This window comes from Clostridium oceanicum (assembly GCF_039521385.1).
In the GTDB taxonomy this organism is placed as follows: Bacteria; Bacillota; Clostridia; order Clostridiales; family Clostridiaceae; genus Clostridium_F; species Clostridium_F oceanicum.
Genome location: NZ_BAAACG010000010.1, coordinates 170404 through 186896 on the forward strand (window position 1 = coordinate 170404; position 16493 = coordinate 186896).

Below are 16493 nucleotides of genomic sequence, written 5' to 3' on the forward strand. Positions count from 1 at the left end.
TTATCTATACTTAACTATATTATTTGCTATTTTTTATTTCCTATAATAGAGATTAAATTCATGTACCTACCATTATCTGTTTCAATCATAGGCCTATCACCTTTAGCATATTCATTATCTGTATTTAACCAATCACTCCAAGCCTTTTCAAAACAATCAGAATCTAGCTCTTTAATTTCTTTTATTTTAAAGCCATCGGATTTTGATAATGCATTTTGCCACCAATCACAAGAATTCCATAGTGGAAGAGCTTCTTTATCCCAGTAAGGTTTCATCTCTTTAGGAACATTGTCATGTATTTCATATTTCATGCCAGGGATAGCTATAGCAATTAAAGCATCTTTTTTTAATAACCTTTTTAAATACTTATCAAAATATGTTTCATTGCTTCCAAAATAGTGATATGAATCTACGCTTATAACTGCATCAAAATACTCATCTGCAAAAGGTAGTGCTGTAGCATCTCCATGTATTGGTATAATTTGATTTTCTAAACCTAACTTTTTAAAGCGCTCATAATTTTCACTGGCTGGAATCCATAGATCTACTGCAAATACTTGTACTCCATATTCTTTTGCTAGAAATATTGAGGTTAAACCTTTACCACATCCTAAATCTAACACTCTCATATTCTTCTTTAATGGGACATCTTTTAATAGATTTTCTAGTATAAGCATTGAGTTAGGTCCCATCATATTTTCTTTAATAAATTCATCGTCATAGTTTTTGCTCTTTAAATGTTCCATATTATCTGCCTCTCTCTTAAACAAAATTTTAAAGAATTTGCCTATTTAAAGGATTTCCCTTACATAAAAGAAAACAACCCTAAAAAACATTAATATAATGCTAAGTTTTGTGCTTTCTGTAAGGCTTTATAGGTGCAATAAGCTACTAGTAACCCCTCTATTATAATTCTTGACACAAAATTTAGAGATAAAATACAAGCTTTCTTTATAAGAGTATTTGTAGATAATTACTAGAAAATAAGCTGCACCTTTAAAAAAGATATACTATAAGTATATCAAACTTTTAGCTTACTATAAATTTAAAAGTCCTGGGATTTTTGAATGGTATATGGGGACTTTGAAAAGATATACTAAGGATATATTTTAAGTATAACTATTTTTCTTAAGGTTGTAAATCCAATAAATTTACTTATGTGTAATGTAATGTATTTCTAATAGGATTACTTAACTTAGATCTAATTATTTGTATAGCCTTAGGTGGTAAGAATAGCTATGATTGAAATTCAGTTGTAATTCTAATCTCTAGTAGCAGGGGCATATGCATGTTTTGAAATTAAATAAGCTGTTAATTCGTAAAGAAAAGAAAGAAGTAAAAGACTGCCAAAGATTTTTGAAAGTCCATTTATGCCACCAAAACCAAATGTAAAAATAATTAATACATTGCTCCCTATAAATATAGAAATTGAAATCAAAGTTAAGAAAAACTTGAATTTACTTTGTGAGCATTTTGCTACAACAAGATAAACTAAGCTTTCAATAATCATAAGTGAAGCTAAAAAAACTGGGAGTAAACTCACAAGATAAGGAAAATAGATAATTGAGAAAACACCGCCTACTATCATGAAACCTGTAAGTAAAATATTAAAATAATTGATAGGTATTTTAGGCGTATCTTTACTAGTAACATAGTATGAGATATTTAAACTGCCAGCTAAAATCATATATGCAGAAGCTAAATAGATCATACCGCTAGACAAAAATTTAGGAAATAGAAATGTAATAATTGAAACTACTCCAAGGATTACAGCTCGAAGAAGTGCATATTTTGCAAACTTTTTAAACAATGTAATTTTCATAGTTATCCCATCTTTCTATTGTTTTATAATGATAGAATAACATTTCATTCTTACTTTTGTATAAATCTAGTCTTACTATTTTGTAAGAATTTCCAATTTTAGTTTTAAAAGCTAAGTAACTTGAATTTTAATCATTTCTTTTTTAAGAATGCCTCTGTCACAAGGAATAATTGAATTTTAATAATAAAGATGACATACTTATAATAAAAAGAAATCTGTATAAAGCAGTTGATTTCTATGCCTACTATAAAAGAGTAAATCAAATAAGGGTATGTATAAATTAGAATTTCTCCCACCAAAGTTAAGTAAGTCCACACATCCCCAACAGCATACCAGGGCTAAAGGGCTTAAATGTTAATATGCGTTGCTTGTAGCAACGAGCAGTTCCTCATATAATAATGCTAACGATTGAAAGAAAGGGGGTATCCATATTGTTAAACAAAAACATAAAAGCAATCAGAAAATCAAAAGGGCTTTCACAGCAAGAACTTGCTATCAAGCTGAATGTGGTGCGACAAACAATCTCTAAATGGGAGCAGGGATTGTCGGTTCCTGATTCTGATATGCTGATTTCCATATCGGAAGTGTTTGAAACACCTGTAAGCACTTTGCTTGGAGAAACTGTTATGAATCCTAAGGTGGATGACTTAAAAGCAATTTCAGAAAAACTTGAGGTCATAAACTTGCAGCTCGCACAAAGGAAAGCAACGAGAGGAAAAATGCTTCATTGGCTCCTTATATCATTGTGTGCGGTCATAATAACAATTTTTTCTATCTTAATTGCATTAAATAGTCCTTATCTAGGCTGGGATTATAGTGAACCTGAAACCGCAGTTGTAGGAGTAGCTTTTCACTCATTTGAATGGCTGTTTTTTAGATTAGCACCACCTGTCCTTATAGGAGTAATCGTTGGAATTTTCCTTACACGGAAGAAAGTATAAAACTATGCTATTTTTGAGTATGCAACTTAGATTTCAAAATTCCAGTTTAATAAGATAAATATATGAGAGATTACCCTCTCCTATAAAAATTGCTAATTATCAACTATATATTGTGACATAGCCTTAAGAATTTATTTCATATGTACTTATTATATATTGTAGAATTTCCATTAAAATGCTATAGACCGTGGAAATATTAAAAGTCCTATTTACCTTAGGGTTACCCTAAGGTTTATAATATTATATGTAGTCAATCAATAAGGAAGGCGTCTTTAATTAAGACTTAAAAAGGTGAACAATGAAAACAGATAATTTAGAATTAATGACAAAGGAAAAACCAATAAAATTACTACTAAAACTAGGAATACCTTCAATAATAATGTCCTTATTCAATGAAATAAATGCAATAATAGATACAGTATTTCTAGGTCAATTTGTTGCAGATGAAGCTGTTTCAGCTATGTCTTTAGTATTTCCGTTTTTTATACTAGTTTCTGCAATAGCATTTTTATTTTCCGATGGTTCAAGTATAGCAATAGGACGATATTTAGGAGCAAAGAATATTGAAAAAGCAAATAGCACCTTTGGCTCTACTATATATATATCTATAATTATAAGTGTGATTTTAGGAATTGTAGGTTTTGTTACATTTCCGCATTTTCTACAAATATTTAACCTTGATACAAGGATTATGAATTATGCAAAAACATATTTAACTTATCTTTCTTTGGGGATACCAATTATTGTTATTACAATAATATTAGGGAAAATAGTATATACGGAAGGATTCACAAATGTTCTTTTAAAAGCAACATTTTTACAAATAGTAGTTAATATAATTTTAAACTATATAGCTTTGGCAATATTAAAAGTAGGCATATTAGGAACATGTATAGCAACAGTCTTTTCTTTCTTGGTTCAAGGAATATATCTATATAGGTTTATGAGATTAGGTAAAATGGTTATAGGTTTTAAAAAATCAACATTAAAGGTTACAAAGGCATATTTTAAAGAAGTTATTCCTTTAGGTATGGCAACCTTTATAACAATGACACTATTATCTCTTACTCTTGGACTTGAAAGTAAAGTAATATCAACTTTTGGAAGCAGTGCTTTAGCAGTACAGACTATAACAGGAAATCTTTTTTCTGCTACAGGATCTATTGCCTCAGGAATAATGACTGCATCCTTAGTGTTAATGAGTTATAGTGTTGGCGCCAAAGATAGAGAACGATTTCTAAAGATACTAAAAATATCTTTGGTAATAATATTCACCTCAACTTTGATTTTAAATTTGCCTTTGGTATTAGGTTCAAGTATGGTTGTTAAGTTATTTACATCTTCAAAGGACATATTAAAAACCTTTACTGTTCCAGCTTTAGTTTATGGAATATCTTCACCACTAATATTTACAACAAATGCTATTCTCTATGCCATGCAACCAATAAATATGGAAAAGACAGCAACAGTTATGTTTACCTTACAGCAAATTGTTTTCTTTATTCCATTACTTTTTATACTAAAACCCTATGGATTTAACTTTGCTGTTTCAGCCCAACCAATTTCAGAAATAATAGGAGCTGTTATCACAATTATGTTAGTTCCCTTATTTCTAAAAAAAGTAAATGCAGTTTTTAAAATAAATACTACAAACCAAGAGATGTAAGGATTTAGAGTACTATACTAGTTAAAATTAAAAATGGAAAATAAAATTGTACTTTACCCACCTCCCCTATTATATAAGCATAAAGTAGCAACCTAATAATAAATTTAGGTAAACATGCTATAATATAAAATAGGAGGTGGTTTTTTATGAGAAAACTTTTAACTATAAGTGAAGCATCAAAATTTTTAAGTATCTCTACCCATGCAATAAGACACTACGAAGAGGAAGGACTTGTATACCCTTCTAAACGTTCAGAAAAAGGATATAGACTTTATGACTATGACAACATTTATATGTTGAGTTTTGTTATGCTTTTAAGAGAATGTGAAACACCAATTAAAGAAATTAGAAGCCTTTTAAAAGATTATTCATCTAAAAAATACATAGATACTATGGTTAACACAAGAACAAAGATTGATAATGAAATAAAACGTTTAGAAAATTTAAAAACAGAAATAGATCATATATTAAAACCTACCTCAAAGGATTATGAATTTAAAATTAAAAACTTACCAGAAAGGTTATTTACCCCTATAAAAACAATCGATTATGATATGGATTGTTCTATTAAAGAGATTTACGATTTATATAAGAAATATAATGTAGATACCACAAATTCATTTAAGGAAGATCTATATCATATTATTGATGATAAGAATATAAGATTCTGCATTCCTTATAAAATAAAAAATTTACCTTCTACTATCTACCCTAAAGGTAAATATTTGTGTTATGGTTTTTCAGCAAATAACGAAGATGTAATTAAAGAGGAAATACAAAAGTTTTTCAAGTATGTTAAAGACAATAAATTACAAGAGGATAGTGAATTACTTTTAATAGATGAAATGAAAAATGCTTTGACTAAAGATAATGACTATTCTATAAAATTGCAGATGAAAATTAAATAAACCTAAATCTCTGCTTATCAAATCAGAGATTTAGGTTTGCTGCTTGACTTTGTACATTCTCTCGGGCTTTCCTTCTTGATTATTATATTCTCTAACAAATTCCATTGAAGATTTATCTAATATCTTAACTGATGGGATATTTTCTTTATCTACATAGGCTACGATTTCCTTTAAATCTCTATCTACTAAGCAATATTTTATAAGCTTATGTAAAAGTTCTTTACCATAACCATTTCCCCAAACTTTTTCTATAAACCTATATCCAATCTCGTATTCAAAATCTCCATTTTTTATTATTGCACATGTTCCAATAAATTTATCATTATCCTTATTAATTACCGCCATTACACAAAAATCACCACTGGATTTTTCATACATACTAATTATATGATCTAGCTCTTTCTTGTTTTCTTCTTTTGTTTTAGGCCTACCAATAATATATTTCATAACATTTTTATTGCTTTGCATTTCATTAAAAGCTTCAAAATCATCTAAATTTAGCTTTCTAACGTATAGTCTATTGCTACTAAAAATCATATAAATTCTCCCCTCTTACTAAGTTCAATATTAAAAAATATAAATTTAATCCAATAATTTTATTGATAAACATCAAAGTTCACTCATTTGCTAAAACTAATTCATAAACTAAACATATTTTTAGGATTAGAAAAAGTTATAAAAACAAACTAAATATCAAACAAATTGATTTTATTATTAAGCAGTACTACCTTATCTTTAGACAGATGGAACAAAATTTTATAGGACTTCAACATAAATTATGGATACCACTTTTTAATTCTATTATAAAAAATAAGACTGGCAAGGTCAAAGATTCAAAAGAAATGAAGAATATAAAAAATAAATTATCCAAATAGTAACATAGAAAAACAAAGTACTCAGAAGAAAAAAACGCAAAGGAAAAAGCACTTGATTTTTTATATTTAGAGCAGTATAATTTATATACCGACCGTACGGTATATAAATTATAAGGAGCATACTATGACAAAGAGAGATGAAATTTTAAATAAAAGTTTTGAACTAATATCTAGAAATGGCTATGATAATACATCTATAGCAATGATTTGTGAATCTGCTGGTGTAAAAAAACCTACTTTATATTATTATTTTAAATCAAAAGAAGAATTGTATCTAACTATTGTGAATGAATTTTTGCAAGGTGAAAAGGCACATATATTTGATTTAACAATTGATAAAGATAATTTTATATCTGCATTAGAGTCTTTTGGACTTGATTTTATAAAAAATTTAAAAGTTAATAAAAACTTATCAAATTTTATTATCGAATTATATATTCAAGCGAAAAGAACTGGTTTCTTAAGTGATCAAGTTCATGAGATGACCAATTCTTTTAATGATGAAATAGATAAGATTATCCAATTAGGAGAGTCTTATGAATTTTTTAATAAAACTGATAGAAAGAGCAATTGTGACCTTATGTTATCTGTAATTCATGGAATTGAATTTTCAATTGTATTTGGTAGTAAATTAGATCATGAACAAGTTTGGAACGATATGATAAAAAAACTATTGAGTAAGTAGTTTTGAAAGGATGTATATAAATGATTTATCAATTTAATTGCGGAAAAGTACCTGAAGTAAATATTGTTGGTGGTAAAGGTAAAGCATTATTAGAAACTACTGGAGCTGGGTTACCAGTCCCTAATGGTTTTATTTTATCAGTAAATTTTTTCAAGCCTTGGATTAAAATATTAAAGAATACTATTGAATGGAAAGAAATGCTTAAAAATGTAACAGTAGAAAACTGTACCCGAGTGCAAGATTTAATTAAAAACCTTAAACCTAATAAGGTACAATTAGATGCATTTAATGACGCTATGAAACAAGTAAAAGGTGATGTATTTGCAGTAAGATCCTCATCACCAGAAGAAGACTTGGAAGATACCTCCTTTGCCGGTATGTATGAAACTCTACTAGGTATAAAAAGAGATGATGTTTTAAATTCCAGTAGAGAAATTTTCAAATCATGTTTTGATTTCAGAGTAATGGAGTACAAGAGTTTCCACAATTTAAATCTTGAGAATACTAGTATTGCAGTTGTTATTCAAACACAAATCTTTTCTGAAATAAGTGGCGTAGGATTTTCAATAAATCCAATTAATAATGCCTATGACGAAACATTTATAAATGCATCATTTGGTTTAGGTGAGATGGTAGTTTCAGGACTTATAACACCTGACACTTATATAATAGATGTTGTCAAAAGAAAAATTATCCATAAAGAAATTGGTGATAAGAAAACTAAATTTAGAGTGTCCCCAAATGGTGGTATTGAAGAAATAGCTGTTAAAAATAAAAAAGAGCAAGCTTTAACAGATAAACAAATTAATGAAGTTTCCTCACTTATTAAGATGTGCGAACGTTTCTATAATAAACCAATTGATATTGAATGGGCTTACAACAAAGGGATTTTATATTTATTACAAGCAAGACCAATCACAACATATTTTCCAATCTTTGATGAGTTAATGACTAAACCCGGGGAAGAAAAATTATTATACATTGATATTTTAACTATAACTCAAGGTTTTAATGATTCATTAAGTGTTCTTGGTACAGACATATGGGGAGAAATTGTTAGAGAATCTGGTGGTCGTGTTTTAAATTGTACTGGAAATGGTACAGCTCCTGTAATTAATGGCAGACAATACTTTAACATTTTCTATTTATACAAAGCACTTGGTAAAGCTATAGGTAATGGTTATATGTTTGGACATGATGCTAGCGCTAAAAAAATGATGAATAATATAGACTTATCTCAATATGAGTTAACACATTATCCTGACACTATTAAAGGCGCAAAATGGAATATGCTTAAAATGGGCCTTAAGTTTGCACCACCTGCTATTAATGCAGTATTTATGAACTATGAAAGTCAAATTAGTAAGTACATGAACATCTACAAAACAGCTCTTAGTCATACAAAAGATTACACACCTAAAACCAAATTTGACCAAACAATTAGCTTAGCTATTAAAGATATTGGAACAGTTGTTTCTGCAAGTGGTTTATTAATGGCAGGACTTTCAGCATCAAGTAAGCTAAAGAAAATGTTTAAAAATACAGATGTGGAAGTTGAACTAGCTGCGCTTGGTATGGAGCTAAGAGGAAATCCAACTAGTGAAATGGGTCATATGCAATTTAAAATAGCTTCATCTAAAGAATTTATTAAAACTAAATCTGCTGAAGAGTTTGTAGTAAACATTGAAAACAATACCTATTCTAAAGAGTTTATGAAACTTTATCATGATTTTATTGAAAGGCATGGTGCAAGAACCTTTAAAGAGATTGATATTGCATCCCCAAGAGCTTCTGATGATTTACATAAGTTGTATCATAGACTCAAAGAAATTAATATTTATGACAGTCAAATTCAAAAGGTAAAAGCCAAAAAAGAAAAAGCTTATAATTCTCTTCTTAAAATAGCTAATGAAAATGGCTTTGGTAAGAAATACAAAAAACAAGTTGAAATCTATCAATCCACATTTGGTTATAGAGAATACATTAAATATTCAACAGTAAACTTTATTGCTAATTTAAGACGCATAGCTTTACTTATTGCAAAAGATTTCGTTAAAGCTACCAGATTAGACAATGTGAATCAAATATTTGATCTTCATATAACTGATATTGTAGAAGCTCAAAACAATAATTCAATTGACTTAAGAGCTAGAATTGAAGAAAATCTAATCCCATATAGAAAAACTAAAAATGTTAAAGACTGGCCAATTATGTTTGATTCAAGGGGTAAGATTTATCGTCCTGTTTTAGAAGTAAAAGATGGGGACTATGTTGGGATGTCTATTTCTCCAGGCAAATACATTGGTAAAGCAAAAGTTTTAGCTTCTCCTTATGAAAAAACTTTAGAAGCCGGTGAAATTCTTGTTACTAAATCAACTGAACCTTCCTGGACACCAATTTTCATTAATGCATCCGCTGTTGTTATGGAAGTTGGTGGCCCATTACAACATGGTGGAATTATTGCAAGAGAATATGGTATTCCATGTGTAAGTGGTTTATCTGGTATTGTAGACATTATTAAAGATGGAGATATGTTGGAAGTAGATGGTACATCTGGTGTTGTAAGAATTTTATAATTTATCACTAAGTTATATGGTATTTAAATAAACACATAAAATTCATCCAAATCAAAAAAGGCGGCTACCGGTTTTAGGTAGCCGCCTAAACTTTTAGATTCTGCCTCATTTATAGGCCTAGATTTCTCTTTCTAAGTAATTTAAACTCCTTTTTCATTTGTCAAAATATACAAGGGTAACTCAGATTCATTCTTAGAAGTTACTAATGTAACTCCTTCTCCTTCTCTAGAAATCTTGTAGGTAACTCAAACCCATTCTTCATTTGAGTAAGCGACTCACACCAAATCATAGATTTGGGTTCGCTGCTTATAGTATGTTTCAAATCCATTATTTATAATATATGAATTCTTTGGAACTTGAACTGATATAATGCATATATTTAATAAATCAACAGACGCACCTGCTGCATTCATCAGACATAAAAATATTGTATATCCATTTAACCATCCCAAAGCTTTAAGAATAAAGGGTAATATAACTGATAACACTATAAAAGGTACTATACAAATAATTAAAAATCTACCCTTCTTTATTTTTTCAGTAGTATAAACAAATCCTGCTGCTCCACTAATTCCCCAATATACTTTATCTGATTTTAATCCATTAGGTATAAAACATGCATGGAGAAATTCGTGTATTGATACAAATACAAAAGTACCAATAATATACATTACTAATGGGAATAAATTCACATGAAATGCAATTCTTAAACCATCATTACTATTATGCAGAAATTCTTTAAATGGAGGATATATGTAGAATATAATGCTCATAAAAATAATTGAATTTATAATCATAAAAGGTATTGATAGTAATATTGCTTTTCCTAAACTAGTTGGTTCTTTTAGTCTTTCCCATCCCTCTGATATTAGTTTATCTCTCACCGCTTTATCTGAAGGTGGTATTCTTCTTATGTATTTCATCTACTGCAATCCTTTCATATATGATATTGAATTTCTTGAAAAATATTTAATAACCAAACTATTTAACAAAACTCCAATTAAAAATCCTAGGGTATTAGTAATAATATCATTAATATCAAAAATACCTGTATGTGCTGCTGCTTGGATACTTTCAACTAAAATAATATATATAAACCAGCTTAAAAATAATCTTTTATTACTTACTTTTACTTTATTTTTAATATACAATCCTAAAGGCAAATATATAAACAAGTTGCTGATTGTAAGAATTAGAGTATGTGCAAAATACTGCTGAAATTCCCTTAATATATTAAAAGGATTAATGTTTATTGCAGCATTACTATAGGATGTTTTAAAGAATGTTAATCCTATTATTATAAAAAAATACAGTGCTGCTAATATATCAATATGTAGTTTATTAAATTTTCTAGTAACAACCCAAAGAGTAAAACTATAAAATACAAATGCAATAAAAAACATTACTGCAAAGCTTAAAGCAGTAGATCCTTCCATAAATCTAATCATAAACTCTGAAATAACAAAAAAGTATAATGCCCAGGAAAGAAATAAGCTTAATACAAATATAACTGACTTTTTTAACATTAAATATCACCATCCATTCATCATTAGTTTCTTTAAAAATTCTTCCATAATTTCATAACTTCTTAAAGATTTTATAGCACCATAATTACTATACCATAATATGACTTTGTTTATATAATATTCTATGGATTATTAGCATAAAAAACCTACCTTATCCTTTATATTTAGGGATATAAGGTAGGTTATGAGGTTAGACAGGGTTAAAAAACACTTCCAAAATAGATAGTCTAATTTTAATTAAACTGTCTACTTTGGAAGTATCATATCACCTCTAAGACTTTCGGTATTATTATATAAATAGTATATATGTTAAATTAATCTTCAATTTGAAACAATATGTTTAATTTTATATAAATAAAGTTCTTAGTATCAACTCATTTGTTATATATTCCAGGGGTTACAAAGAAAACTAAATCTAAAATAATTAATGTAATTAGATATAAAAAAGTCATCTCACTTAATTTAAATCCTGTTGCTTCATATGCTTCCTTAAGAAAGAATGCATTAAGAGCAATTATTAGGATTATATGAGTTATATAATTTATCTTAGTTTTTACACTCTTATTCATAGCCACACCATCCCTATATAAATTTATTGAATTTTTCCTTAAATTGATTTTTTACAAAAATAAATGCATTAACTTAGAAATACTAGTTTCTCTTGCTAATGCACTGGTTTTTAATTTGATCTTTATTATTTATTAATTATCATTTGCTTTTTAGAATACATCTTATGTTAAGCTTCAAAGGTATACTTTCACATTTTAAAATATCCTTTTTAGACTAATCATTTAAGGAATTATAAATTTGAGTTAGGAATTAAGGATAACATAGAAATATTATTTTTACAAGTTTTACCAAAACTTCATATGTAATTCATACACATTAGAAATTTAAATTTGCTGGCTCTTTCCATATTATATGTTTACTTATTTTCTTTTTCTAACTTTAAAAGCCCCTTTTTCATATCTAGGCCACCAAAATATCCCACTAATTTTCCATTAGCTCCAATAACTCTATGACAAGGAATCACTATAGTAATAGGATTTTTATTATTAGCCATACCTACAGCTCTTGAAGCTTTTTCATTTCCTATATTTATTGCTATATCTTTATAAGAACAAGTTTCTCCATAGGGTATATTAATAAGTGCATTCCAAACTTTCTTTTGAAACTCAGTTCCTCTAAGTTCGTATTTAAAATCAAATGATTTTCTTTCACCCTTAAAATACTCATCAAGTTGTCTACATACGTTATCTGTTAAATTATTTCCTTTGGAAACTTTAATAAGATTAGCTTCACTACTAATATCTTTCTTTATAAAAATAATTTTGTTATCTTCGTAACCAATTTTAAGCTCACCATAGGGACTTTTATATATTACATAATTAATATCCATTTTTACTCCTTTTTATTTTAATCTAATAACTTATATTTTTTAACTACGTTTCATGCCTTTAATTATAGCTTTTGTTTCTTTACCTACTCGTCTTGATTCCCTTATTTTTTGTAAGGCTTTATTATAAGTCTCTTTATCTAACTTATTATTCTTTAAATAATCCATTGTTTTTTGTGGGTATTTTACAAAACAGATTGATACTGCCCATGCAACTGACATTTTCACATAGTAATCATCATGTTTTATATAATCAAAAATCCCATATAATTTATCAATATACTCATCAACAATATAATGAAAGAGAAGTAATACAACTGCTGTTCTTATCTCATATGTTTTTTTAGATTTCCAATACTTTTCTAAAAAAGAATAAACTACTTCTCTATTATTTCTAACTATTTTAAGTTCACTACAAAAGCTATCACATAATGACCAGTTAGTTATTTTAGGTATAAATTTCTCCGCCTCAGATAAAACCACGTCGATATCAGCTTTCATATTACCTATAATAAAAGCCTTTAACATAGTTTCTTCAAAATATATATCATTTGTTTCATTTAAATATGTTATAGGATTATCTTTAGCAATCCTCTTTGCAATCTTTCTAATTCTAGGTATTCTTACACCAATTAGATTATTACAACCTGGTATTAATAAAGACGCAAACTTTTGATATTTTTCTTCTTTTAAATTTTCTAGTTCTATTCTAACACTACTTTCGTCATTTATCATAATCTTTAAAAATACCTCCTTTTTTTATTATATAATTTATCACAAAATATTTCTTCCCGTTTTTACCCATTCAATTTTTGAATTTTTAATACATATTTCTTATACTATTAAATATTAATTATTGCTCCTTTTCATCTCTATCTGTTTCTTCATAATACTCTCTCTGGATATTCAAGATTTCACACTCACTTATAATAATATCACTATACTTCTTTATAAATCCATCTAAGTCACTAATGTATTTTACTTTCAAAAGAACAGGATATGTTCCAACCCTTTGTATAGGTGCATTTTGCGATGAGAATTTGGTTGGATTTGTCTTAAATGGATTTAGAAATTGGAATAGCAAGGCAACTATATATGACTTAGGAACAGGGGTTATAAGGGAATACATAAAACAAGGATTTGAAAATATCGTTGAACAATATGAAATAATTTTAAAATTGTAGAATTTGTGTTGTTATTAGGGATATAGTTTTCTAGTAATCCAACCTTTTCTTTCCTAAATAATAAATGCACTAGCTTTAGAATCTCTTCTAACTGCTAGCGCATTTGTTTTTTTATTTGATTTTTGTTATTTGTTTATTGGTATTTGGGTTTTAGAGTAGATATGATATTAGGGTTCACAATACAATATTTCTAATTAACTAGTAGATGTTAAATGAACTTAAAAGAGAATTCATAGCTTTTAACAATACATTATCTCTAATTAACAGAAAAACTTTTAACACAAAAAGATTTGGCAGAAAGACTTTTAACAATACATTATCTCTAATTAACTACATTATTCCAAGAATATATGGATACTCTAACTGCTTTCAACAATACATTATCTCTAATTAACATGATATACCTGGTTTAAATACTCATGCTATGATTGTCTTTCAACAATACATTAACATTATCTCTAATTAACCTAAAAGTTCCTCTTTTATTTTGAGTTCTTTTTCTGTCTTTCAACAATACATTATCTCTAATTAACTAAGAGAATATCTAAACCAAGCATTTGATTATATACTTTCAACAATACATTATCTCTAATTAACAATATGATACTTTAAGGAAAAAATTTTATAAAATTACTTTCAACAATACATTATCTCTAATTAGCCTACCCATGTAACGCCTATTTTTTCTTTAGATTCTTTCTTTCAACAATACATTATCTCTAATTAACTAGAATTAGATATTAACAGGACATCCAAAATTGGAGACTTTCAACAATACATTATCTCTAATTAACGAAACTCTTAAAGGAAAAACATTTAATTTTAAATTTAACTTTCAACAATACATTATCTCTAATTAACAGAATTAGCAGATTGCTTACACTTTATACTTTCATTCTTTCAACAATACATTATCTCTAATTAACGTTTTTATTTTCACTTCCTATCTCGTCAAGTTTTTGCTTTCAACAATACATTATCTCTAATTAACGAATAGTTAATTTAACACCACATTGTATAAATATAACTTTCAACAATACATTATCTCTAATTAACAATAGTTTAAAAGAAGTAGAAGCATCTTCTAAATCATCTTTCAACAATACATTATCTCTAATTAACTAGGTTTATGTATGAGTTACCTTCTAAATAATAAGGCTTTCAACAATACATTATCTCTAATTAACAAGAGTTAGCAGATTGCTTACACTTCATATTAAGTTTCTTTCAACAATACATTATCTCTAATTAACTTACCTCTTTGAATTAGTAATGGCTTATAAGTAGACCCTTTCAACAATACATTATCTCTAATTAACGGTAGAAGAAAAAATAAGAGAAAAAATGTTAAGTAACTTTCAACAATACATTATCTCTAATTAACAGATAATGAAGGATAGAACGTTATCTATAATAATCACTTTCAACAATACCAAGATGATTGTTGCGACCATTCTGGCTGCCATGATGGTTATCTATAATAATCACTTTCAACAATACATTATCTCTAATTAACTTTATATCACAAAACTTACGGAGAAAGTCATAAGATCTTTCAACAATACATTATCTCTAATTAACCTTATATTCATTCAATCAAAGATACACATCTAACTAACTTTCAACAATACATTATCTCTAATTAACGAAACTCTTAAAGGAAAAACATTTAATTTTAAATTTAACTTTCAACAATACATTATCTCTAATTAACAGAATTAGCAGATTGCTTACACTTTATACTTTCATTCTTTCAACAATACATTATCTCTAATTAACGTTTTTATTTTCACTTCCTATCTCGTCAAGTTTTTGCTTTCAACAATACATTATCTCTAATTAACAAGAACTAAACAAGGAATGCAACTTCAAGAGTTAGCTTTCAACAATACATTATCTCTAATTAACGAATAGTTAATTTAACACCACATTGTATAAATATAACTTTCAACAATACATTATCTCTAATTAACAAGAAAGAACAACAACCATTTAAGATTGTTTTAAACTTTCAACAATACATTATCTCTAATTAACATAAACTTTTAAGAGAACAAGTTAACTATTATATTAACTTTCAACAATACATTATCTCTAATTAACGAATGTTAGTTTATTACAGAATGGTGCCGCTCCATGCTTTCAACAATACATTATCTCTAATTAACATTCAAATGCTTCTTCTGTAAATCAAGAACTATATGACTTTCAACAATACATTATCTCTAATTAACCCCAAAGATATCTATTTTTCTTTAAATATCTTTGAAAATATTTTTCTTGACATTCTTATATTTTATGCATATCTTTAATTTTGCATTGAACCTAATTTTTTGATAATTATGCTTAATCCATTGAATGGCAACATGTTTAAAAGATTTATTTTAAAATTTAAATTCGCTACTAGAGGTTCACTGCAAAACTTTAATTATTTGATTTTTTCCTTGAAGTTTTCACAAATTTCCTTTAAGTCAATAAAAAATTCTAATGAATTAGTAACTAATATCATGTATTCCTTTGTACTTAAATTTTTAATGCTATCTAAAAACCCATCAAACTCTTCATATTCTATTTCTTCCGTGTCTACCTTTAAATTACTGCATAATTTAAAAATATCTCCAGTATGTATCAACTGACCATAAATTTTTATTATTTGTGAAGCTTTTTCTTGAAATTCATCATCATCTTCTTTTCCTTTTATCATAAATGATAATGTATTATAAAGGCCATTTTTCATAATATATTGAGGAATACTTATGCATAAACTTAAAAAATCTTTAAAATTTTCCTGCTCAAACTGAAATTCCAAATCTTCTATAAAATCATAAATCAAATTTACTCTAATTGATTTTTTATTAAAAATGTCCATCTCATCCTCCCCTAATTTTATCACAAGAATTGCATTTAATACTAT

Annotated in this window: 15 protein-coding genes and 2 CRISPR repeat arrays; of the genes, 6 read left to right on the plus strand and 9 right to left on the minus strand. The window is 27.4% G+C overall.

Translation table 11 applies throughout. The features are described from left to right. Positions 1-26: 26 nt before the first annotated feature. A complete protein-coding gene (locus ABDZ71_RS11235) occupies positions 27-746 on the minus strand; it encodes an SAM-dependent methyltransferase (RefSeq protein WP_343761678.1) in 720 nt (239 codons plus the stop codon). 515 nt (positions 747-1261) lie between these two features. Further along, on the minus strand, positions 1262-1822 hold the full coding sequence (locus tag ABDZ71_RS11240; RefSeq protein WP_343761679.1) for a hypothetical protein: 561 nt from the start codon (positions 1820-1822) through the stop codon (positions 1262-1264). 431 nt (positions 1823-2253) lie between these two features. On the opposite strand from ABDZ71_RS11240, the gene ABDZ71_RS11245 reads away from it, so the two are divergent. From ABDZ71_RS11245 to ABDZ71_RS11255, 3 genes are all read left to right on the plus strand, one after another. Beyond that, complete coding sequence (locus ABDZ71_RS11245) at positions 2254-2763, plus strand: helix-turn-helix domain-containing protein (protein WP_343761680.1); 510 nt, start codon at positions 2254-2256, stop codon at positions 2761-2763. A gap of 298 nt (positions 2764-3061) precedes the next feature. Beyond that, positions 3062-4429, plus strand: a complete 1368-nt coding sequence (locus tag ABDZ71_RS11250; RefSeq protein ID WP_343761682.1) for an MATE family efflux transporter — start codon at positions 3062-3064, stop codon at positions 4427-4429. Positions 4430-4575: 146 nt separating this feature from the next. After that, positions 4576-5337: a helix-turn-helix domain-containing protein gene (locus tag ABDZ71_RS11255; RefSeq protein WP_343761683.1), complete on the plus strand. Its 762-nt coding sequence runs from the start codon at positions 4576-4578 to the stop codon at positions 5335-5337. Positions 5338-5367: 30 nt separating this feature from the next. Here ABDZ71_RS11255 and ABDZ71_RS11260 read toward each other — a convergent pair whose 3' ends face one another. Next, complete coding sequence (locus ABDZ71_RS11260) at positions 5368-5874, minus strand: GNAT family N-acetyltransferase (RefSeq protein WP_343761684.1); 507 nt, start codon at positions 5872-5874, stop codon at positions 5368-5370. Positions 5875-6336: 462 nt separating this feature from the next. Between ABDZ71_RS11260 and ABDZ71_RS11265 the strand changes: the two genes are divergently transcribed. Together ABDZ71_RS11265 and ABDZ71_RS11270 are read left to right on the plus strand one after the other, a co-directional pair. Next, positions 6337-6897 (plus strand): TetR/AcrR family transcriptional regulator, encoded by a 561-nt coding sequence (locus ABDZ71_RS11265; protein ID WP_343761685.1) that lies wholly within the window; start codon positions 6337-6339, stop codon positions 6895-6897. Positions 6898-6917: 20 nt separating this feature from the next. Continuing rightward, complete coding sequence (locus ABDZ71_RS11270; RefSeq protein ID WP_343761686.1) at positions 6918-9473, plus strand: PEP/pyruvate-binding domain-containing protein; 2556 nt, start codon at positions 6918-6920, stop codon at positions 9471-9473. Positions 9474-9748: 275 nt separating this feature from the next. Here ABDZ71_RS11270 and ABDZ71_RS11275 read toward each other — a convergent pair whose 3' ends face one another. From ABDZ71_RS11275 to ABDZ71_RS11295, 5 genes are all read right to left on the minus strand, one after another. Then, complete coding sequence (locus tag ABDZ71_RS11275) at positions 9749-10396, minus strand: DUF3267 domain-containing protein (RefSeq protein WP_343761687.1); 648 nt, start codon at positions 10394-10396, stop codon at positions 9749-9751. After that, on the minus strand, positions 10397-10999 hold the full coding sequence (locus tag ABDZ71_RS11280; RefSeq protein WP_343761688.1) for a VanZ family protein: 603 nt from the start codon (positions 10997-10999) through the stop codon (positions 10397-10399). It abuts the gene before it with no gap. A gap of 374 nt (positions 11000-11373) precedes the next feature. Next, complete coding sequence (locus ABDZ71_RS11285; protein ID WP_343761689.1) at positions 11374-11568, minus strand: hypothetical protein; 195 nt, start codon at positions 11566-11568, stop codon at positions 11374-11376. A gap of 356 nt (positions 11569-11924) precedes the next feature. Further along, the gene (locus ABDZ71_RS11290) at positions 11925-12398 is read right to left on the minus strand and encodes a methylated-DNA--[protein]-cysteine S-methyltransferase (protein ID WP_343761690.1); all 474 of its coding nucleotides are present in this window, start codon (positions 12396-12398) and stop codon (positions 11925-11927) included. A 39-nt stretch (positions 12399-12437) separates the two neighbouring features. Then, entirely contained in the window at positions 12438-13130 is a 693-nt protein-coding gene (locus tag ABDZ71_RS11295; protein ID WP_343761691.1) for a DNA alkylation repair protein, read from the minus strand. A gap of 236 nt (positions 13131-13366) precedes the next feature. Between ABDZ71_RS11295 and ABDZ71_RS11300 the strand changes: the two genes are divergently transcribed. Then, a complete protein-coding gene (locus tag ABDZ71_RS11300) occupies positions 13367-13579 on the plus strand; it encodes a hypothetical protein (protein ID WP_425544709.1) in 213 nt (70 codons plus the stop codon). A 504-nt stretch (positions 13580-14083) separates the two neighbouring features. Then, positions 14084-14964: direct repeats of the CRISPR family, unit length 29 nt; unit sequence CTTTCAACAATACATTATCTCTAATTAAC. Positions 14965-15066: 102 nt separating this feature from the next. Beyond that, a CRISPR array of direct repeats spans positions 15067-15813; the repeat unit is 29 nt; unit sequence CTTTCAACAATACATTATCTCTAATTAAC. A 194-nt stretch (positions 15814-16007) separates the two neighbouring features. On the opposite strand, the gene cmr5 is transcribed toward ABDZ71_RS11300, so the two are convergent. Beyond that, positions 16008-16448, minus strand: a complete 441-nt coding sequence (gene cmr5, locus ABDZ71_RS11305; RefSeq protein WP_343761692.1) for a type III-B CRISPR module-associated protein Cmr5 — start codon at positions 16446-16448, stop codon at positions 16008-16010. Positions 16449-16493: the final 45 nt, after the last annotated feature.

Excerpts from the sequence above, each read along its gene's own strand:
- ABDZ71_RS11235 (WP_343761678.1), bottom strand. The coding sequence starts at position 746 with ATGGAACATTTAAAGAGCAAAAACTATGACGATGAATTTATTAAAGAA.
- ABDZ71_RS11240 (WP_343761679.1), bottom strand. The coding sequence starts at position 1,822 with ATGAAAATTACATTGTTTAAAAAGTTTGCAAAATATGCACTTCTTCGA.
- ABDZ71_RS11250 (WP_343761682.1), top strand. The coding sequence starts at position 3,062 with ATGAAAACAGATAATTTAGAATTAATGACAAAGGAAAAACCAATAAAA.
- ABDZ71_RS11255 (WP_343761683.1), top strand. The coding sequence starts at position 4,576 with ATGAGAAAACTTTTAACTATAAGTGAAGCATCAAAATTTTTAAGTATC.
- ABDZ71_RS11260 (WP_343761684.1), bottom strand. The coding sequence starts at position 5,874 with ATGATTTTTAGTAGCAATAGACTATACGTTAGAAAGCTAAATTTAGAT.
- ABDZ71_RS11265 (WP_343761685.1), top strand. The coding sequence starts at position 6,337 with ATGACAAAGAGAGATGAAATTTTAAATAAAAGTTTTGAACTAATATCT.
- ABDZ71_RS11270 (WP_343761686.1), top strand. The coding sequence starts at position 6,918 with ATGATTTATCAATTTAATTGCGGAAAAGTACCTGAAGTAAATATTGTT.
- ABDZ71_RS11275 (WP_343761687.1), bottom strand. The coding sequence starts at position 10,396 with ATGAAATACATAAGAAGAATACCACCTTCAGATAAAGCGGTGAGAGAT.
- ABDZ71_RS11280 (WP_343761688.1), bottom strand. The coding sequence starts at position 10,999 with ATGTTAAAAAAGTCAGTTATATTTGTATTAAGCTTATTTCTTTCCTGG.
- ABDZ71_RS11285 (WP_343761689.1), bottom strand. The coding sequence starts at position 11,568 with ATGAATAAGAGTGTAAAAACTAAGATAAATTATATAACTCATATAATC.
- ABDZ71_RS11290 (WP_343761690.1), bottom strand. The coding sequence starts at position 12,398 with ATGGATATTAATTATGTAATATATAAAAGTCCCTATGGTGAGCTTAAA.
- ABDZ71_RS11295 (WP_343761691.1), bottom strand. The coding sequence starts at position 13,130 with ATGATAAATGACGAAAGTAGTGTTAGAATAGAACTAGAAAATTTAAAA.
- ABDZ71_RS11300 (WP_425544709.1), top strand. The coding sequence starts at position 13,367 with ATGTATTTTACTTTCAAAAGAACAGGATATGTTCCAACCCTTTGTATA.
- cmr5 (WP_343761692.1), bottom strand. The coding sequence starts at position 16,448 with ATGGACATTTTTAATAAAAAATCAATTAGAGTAAATTTGATTTATGAT.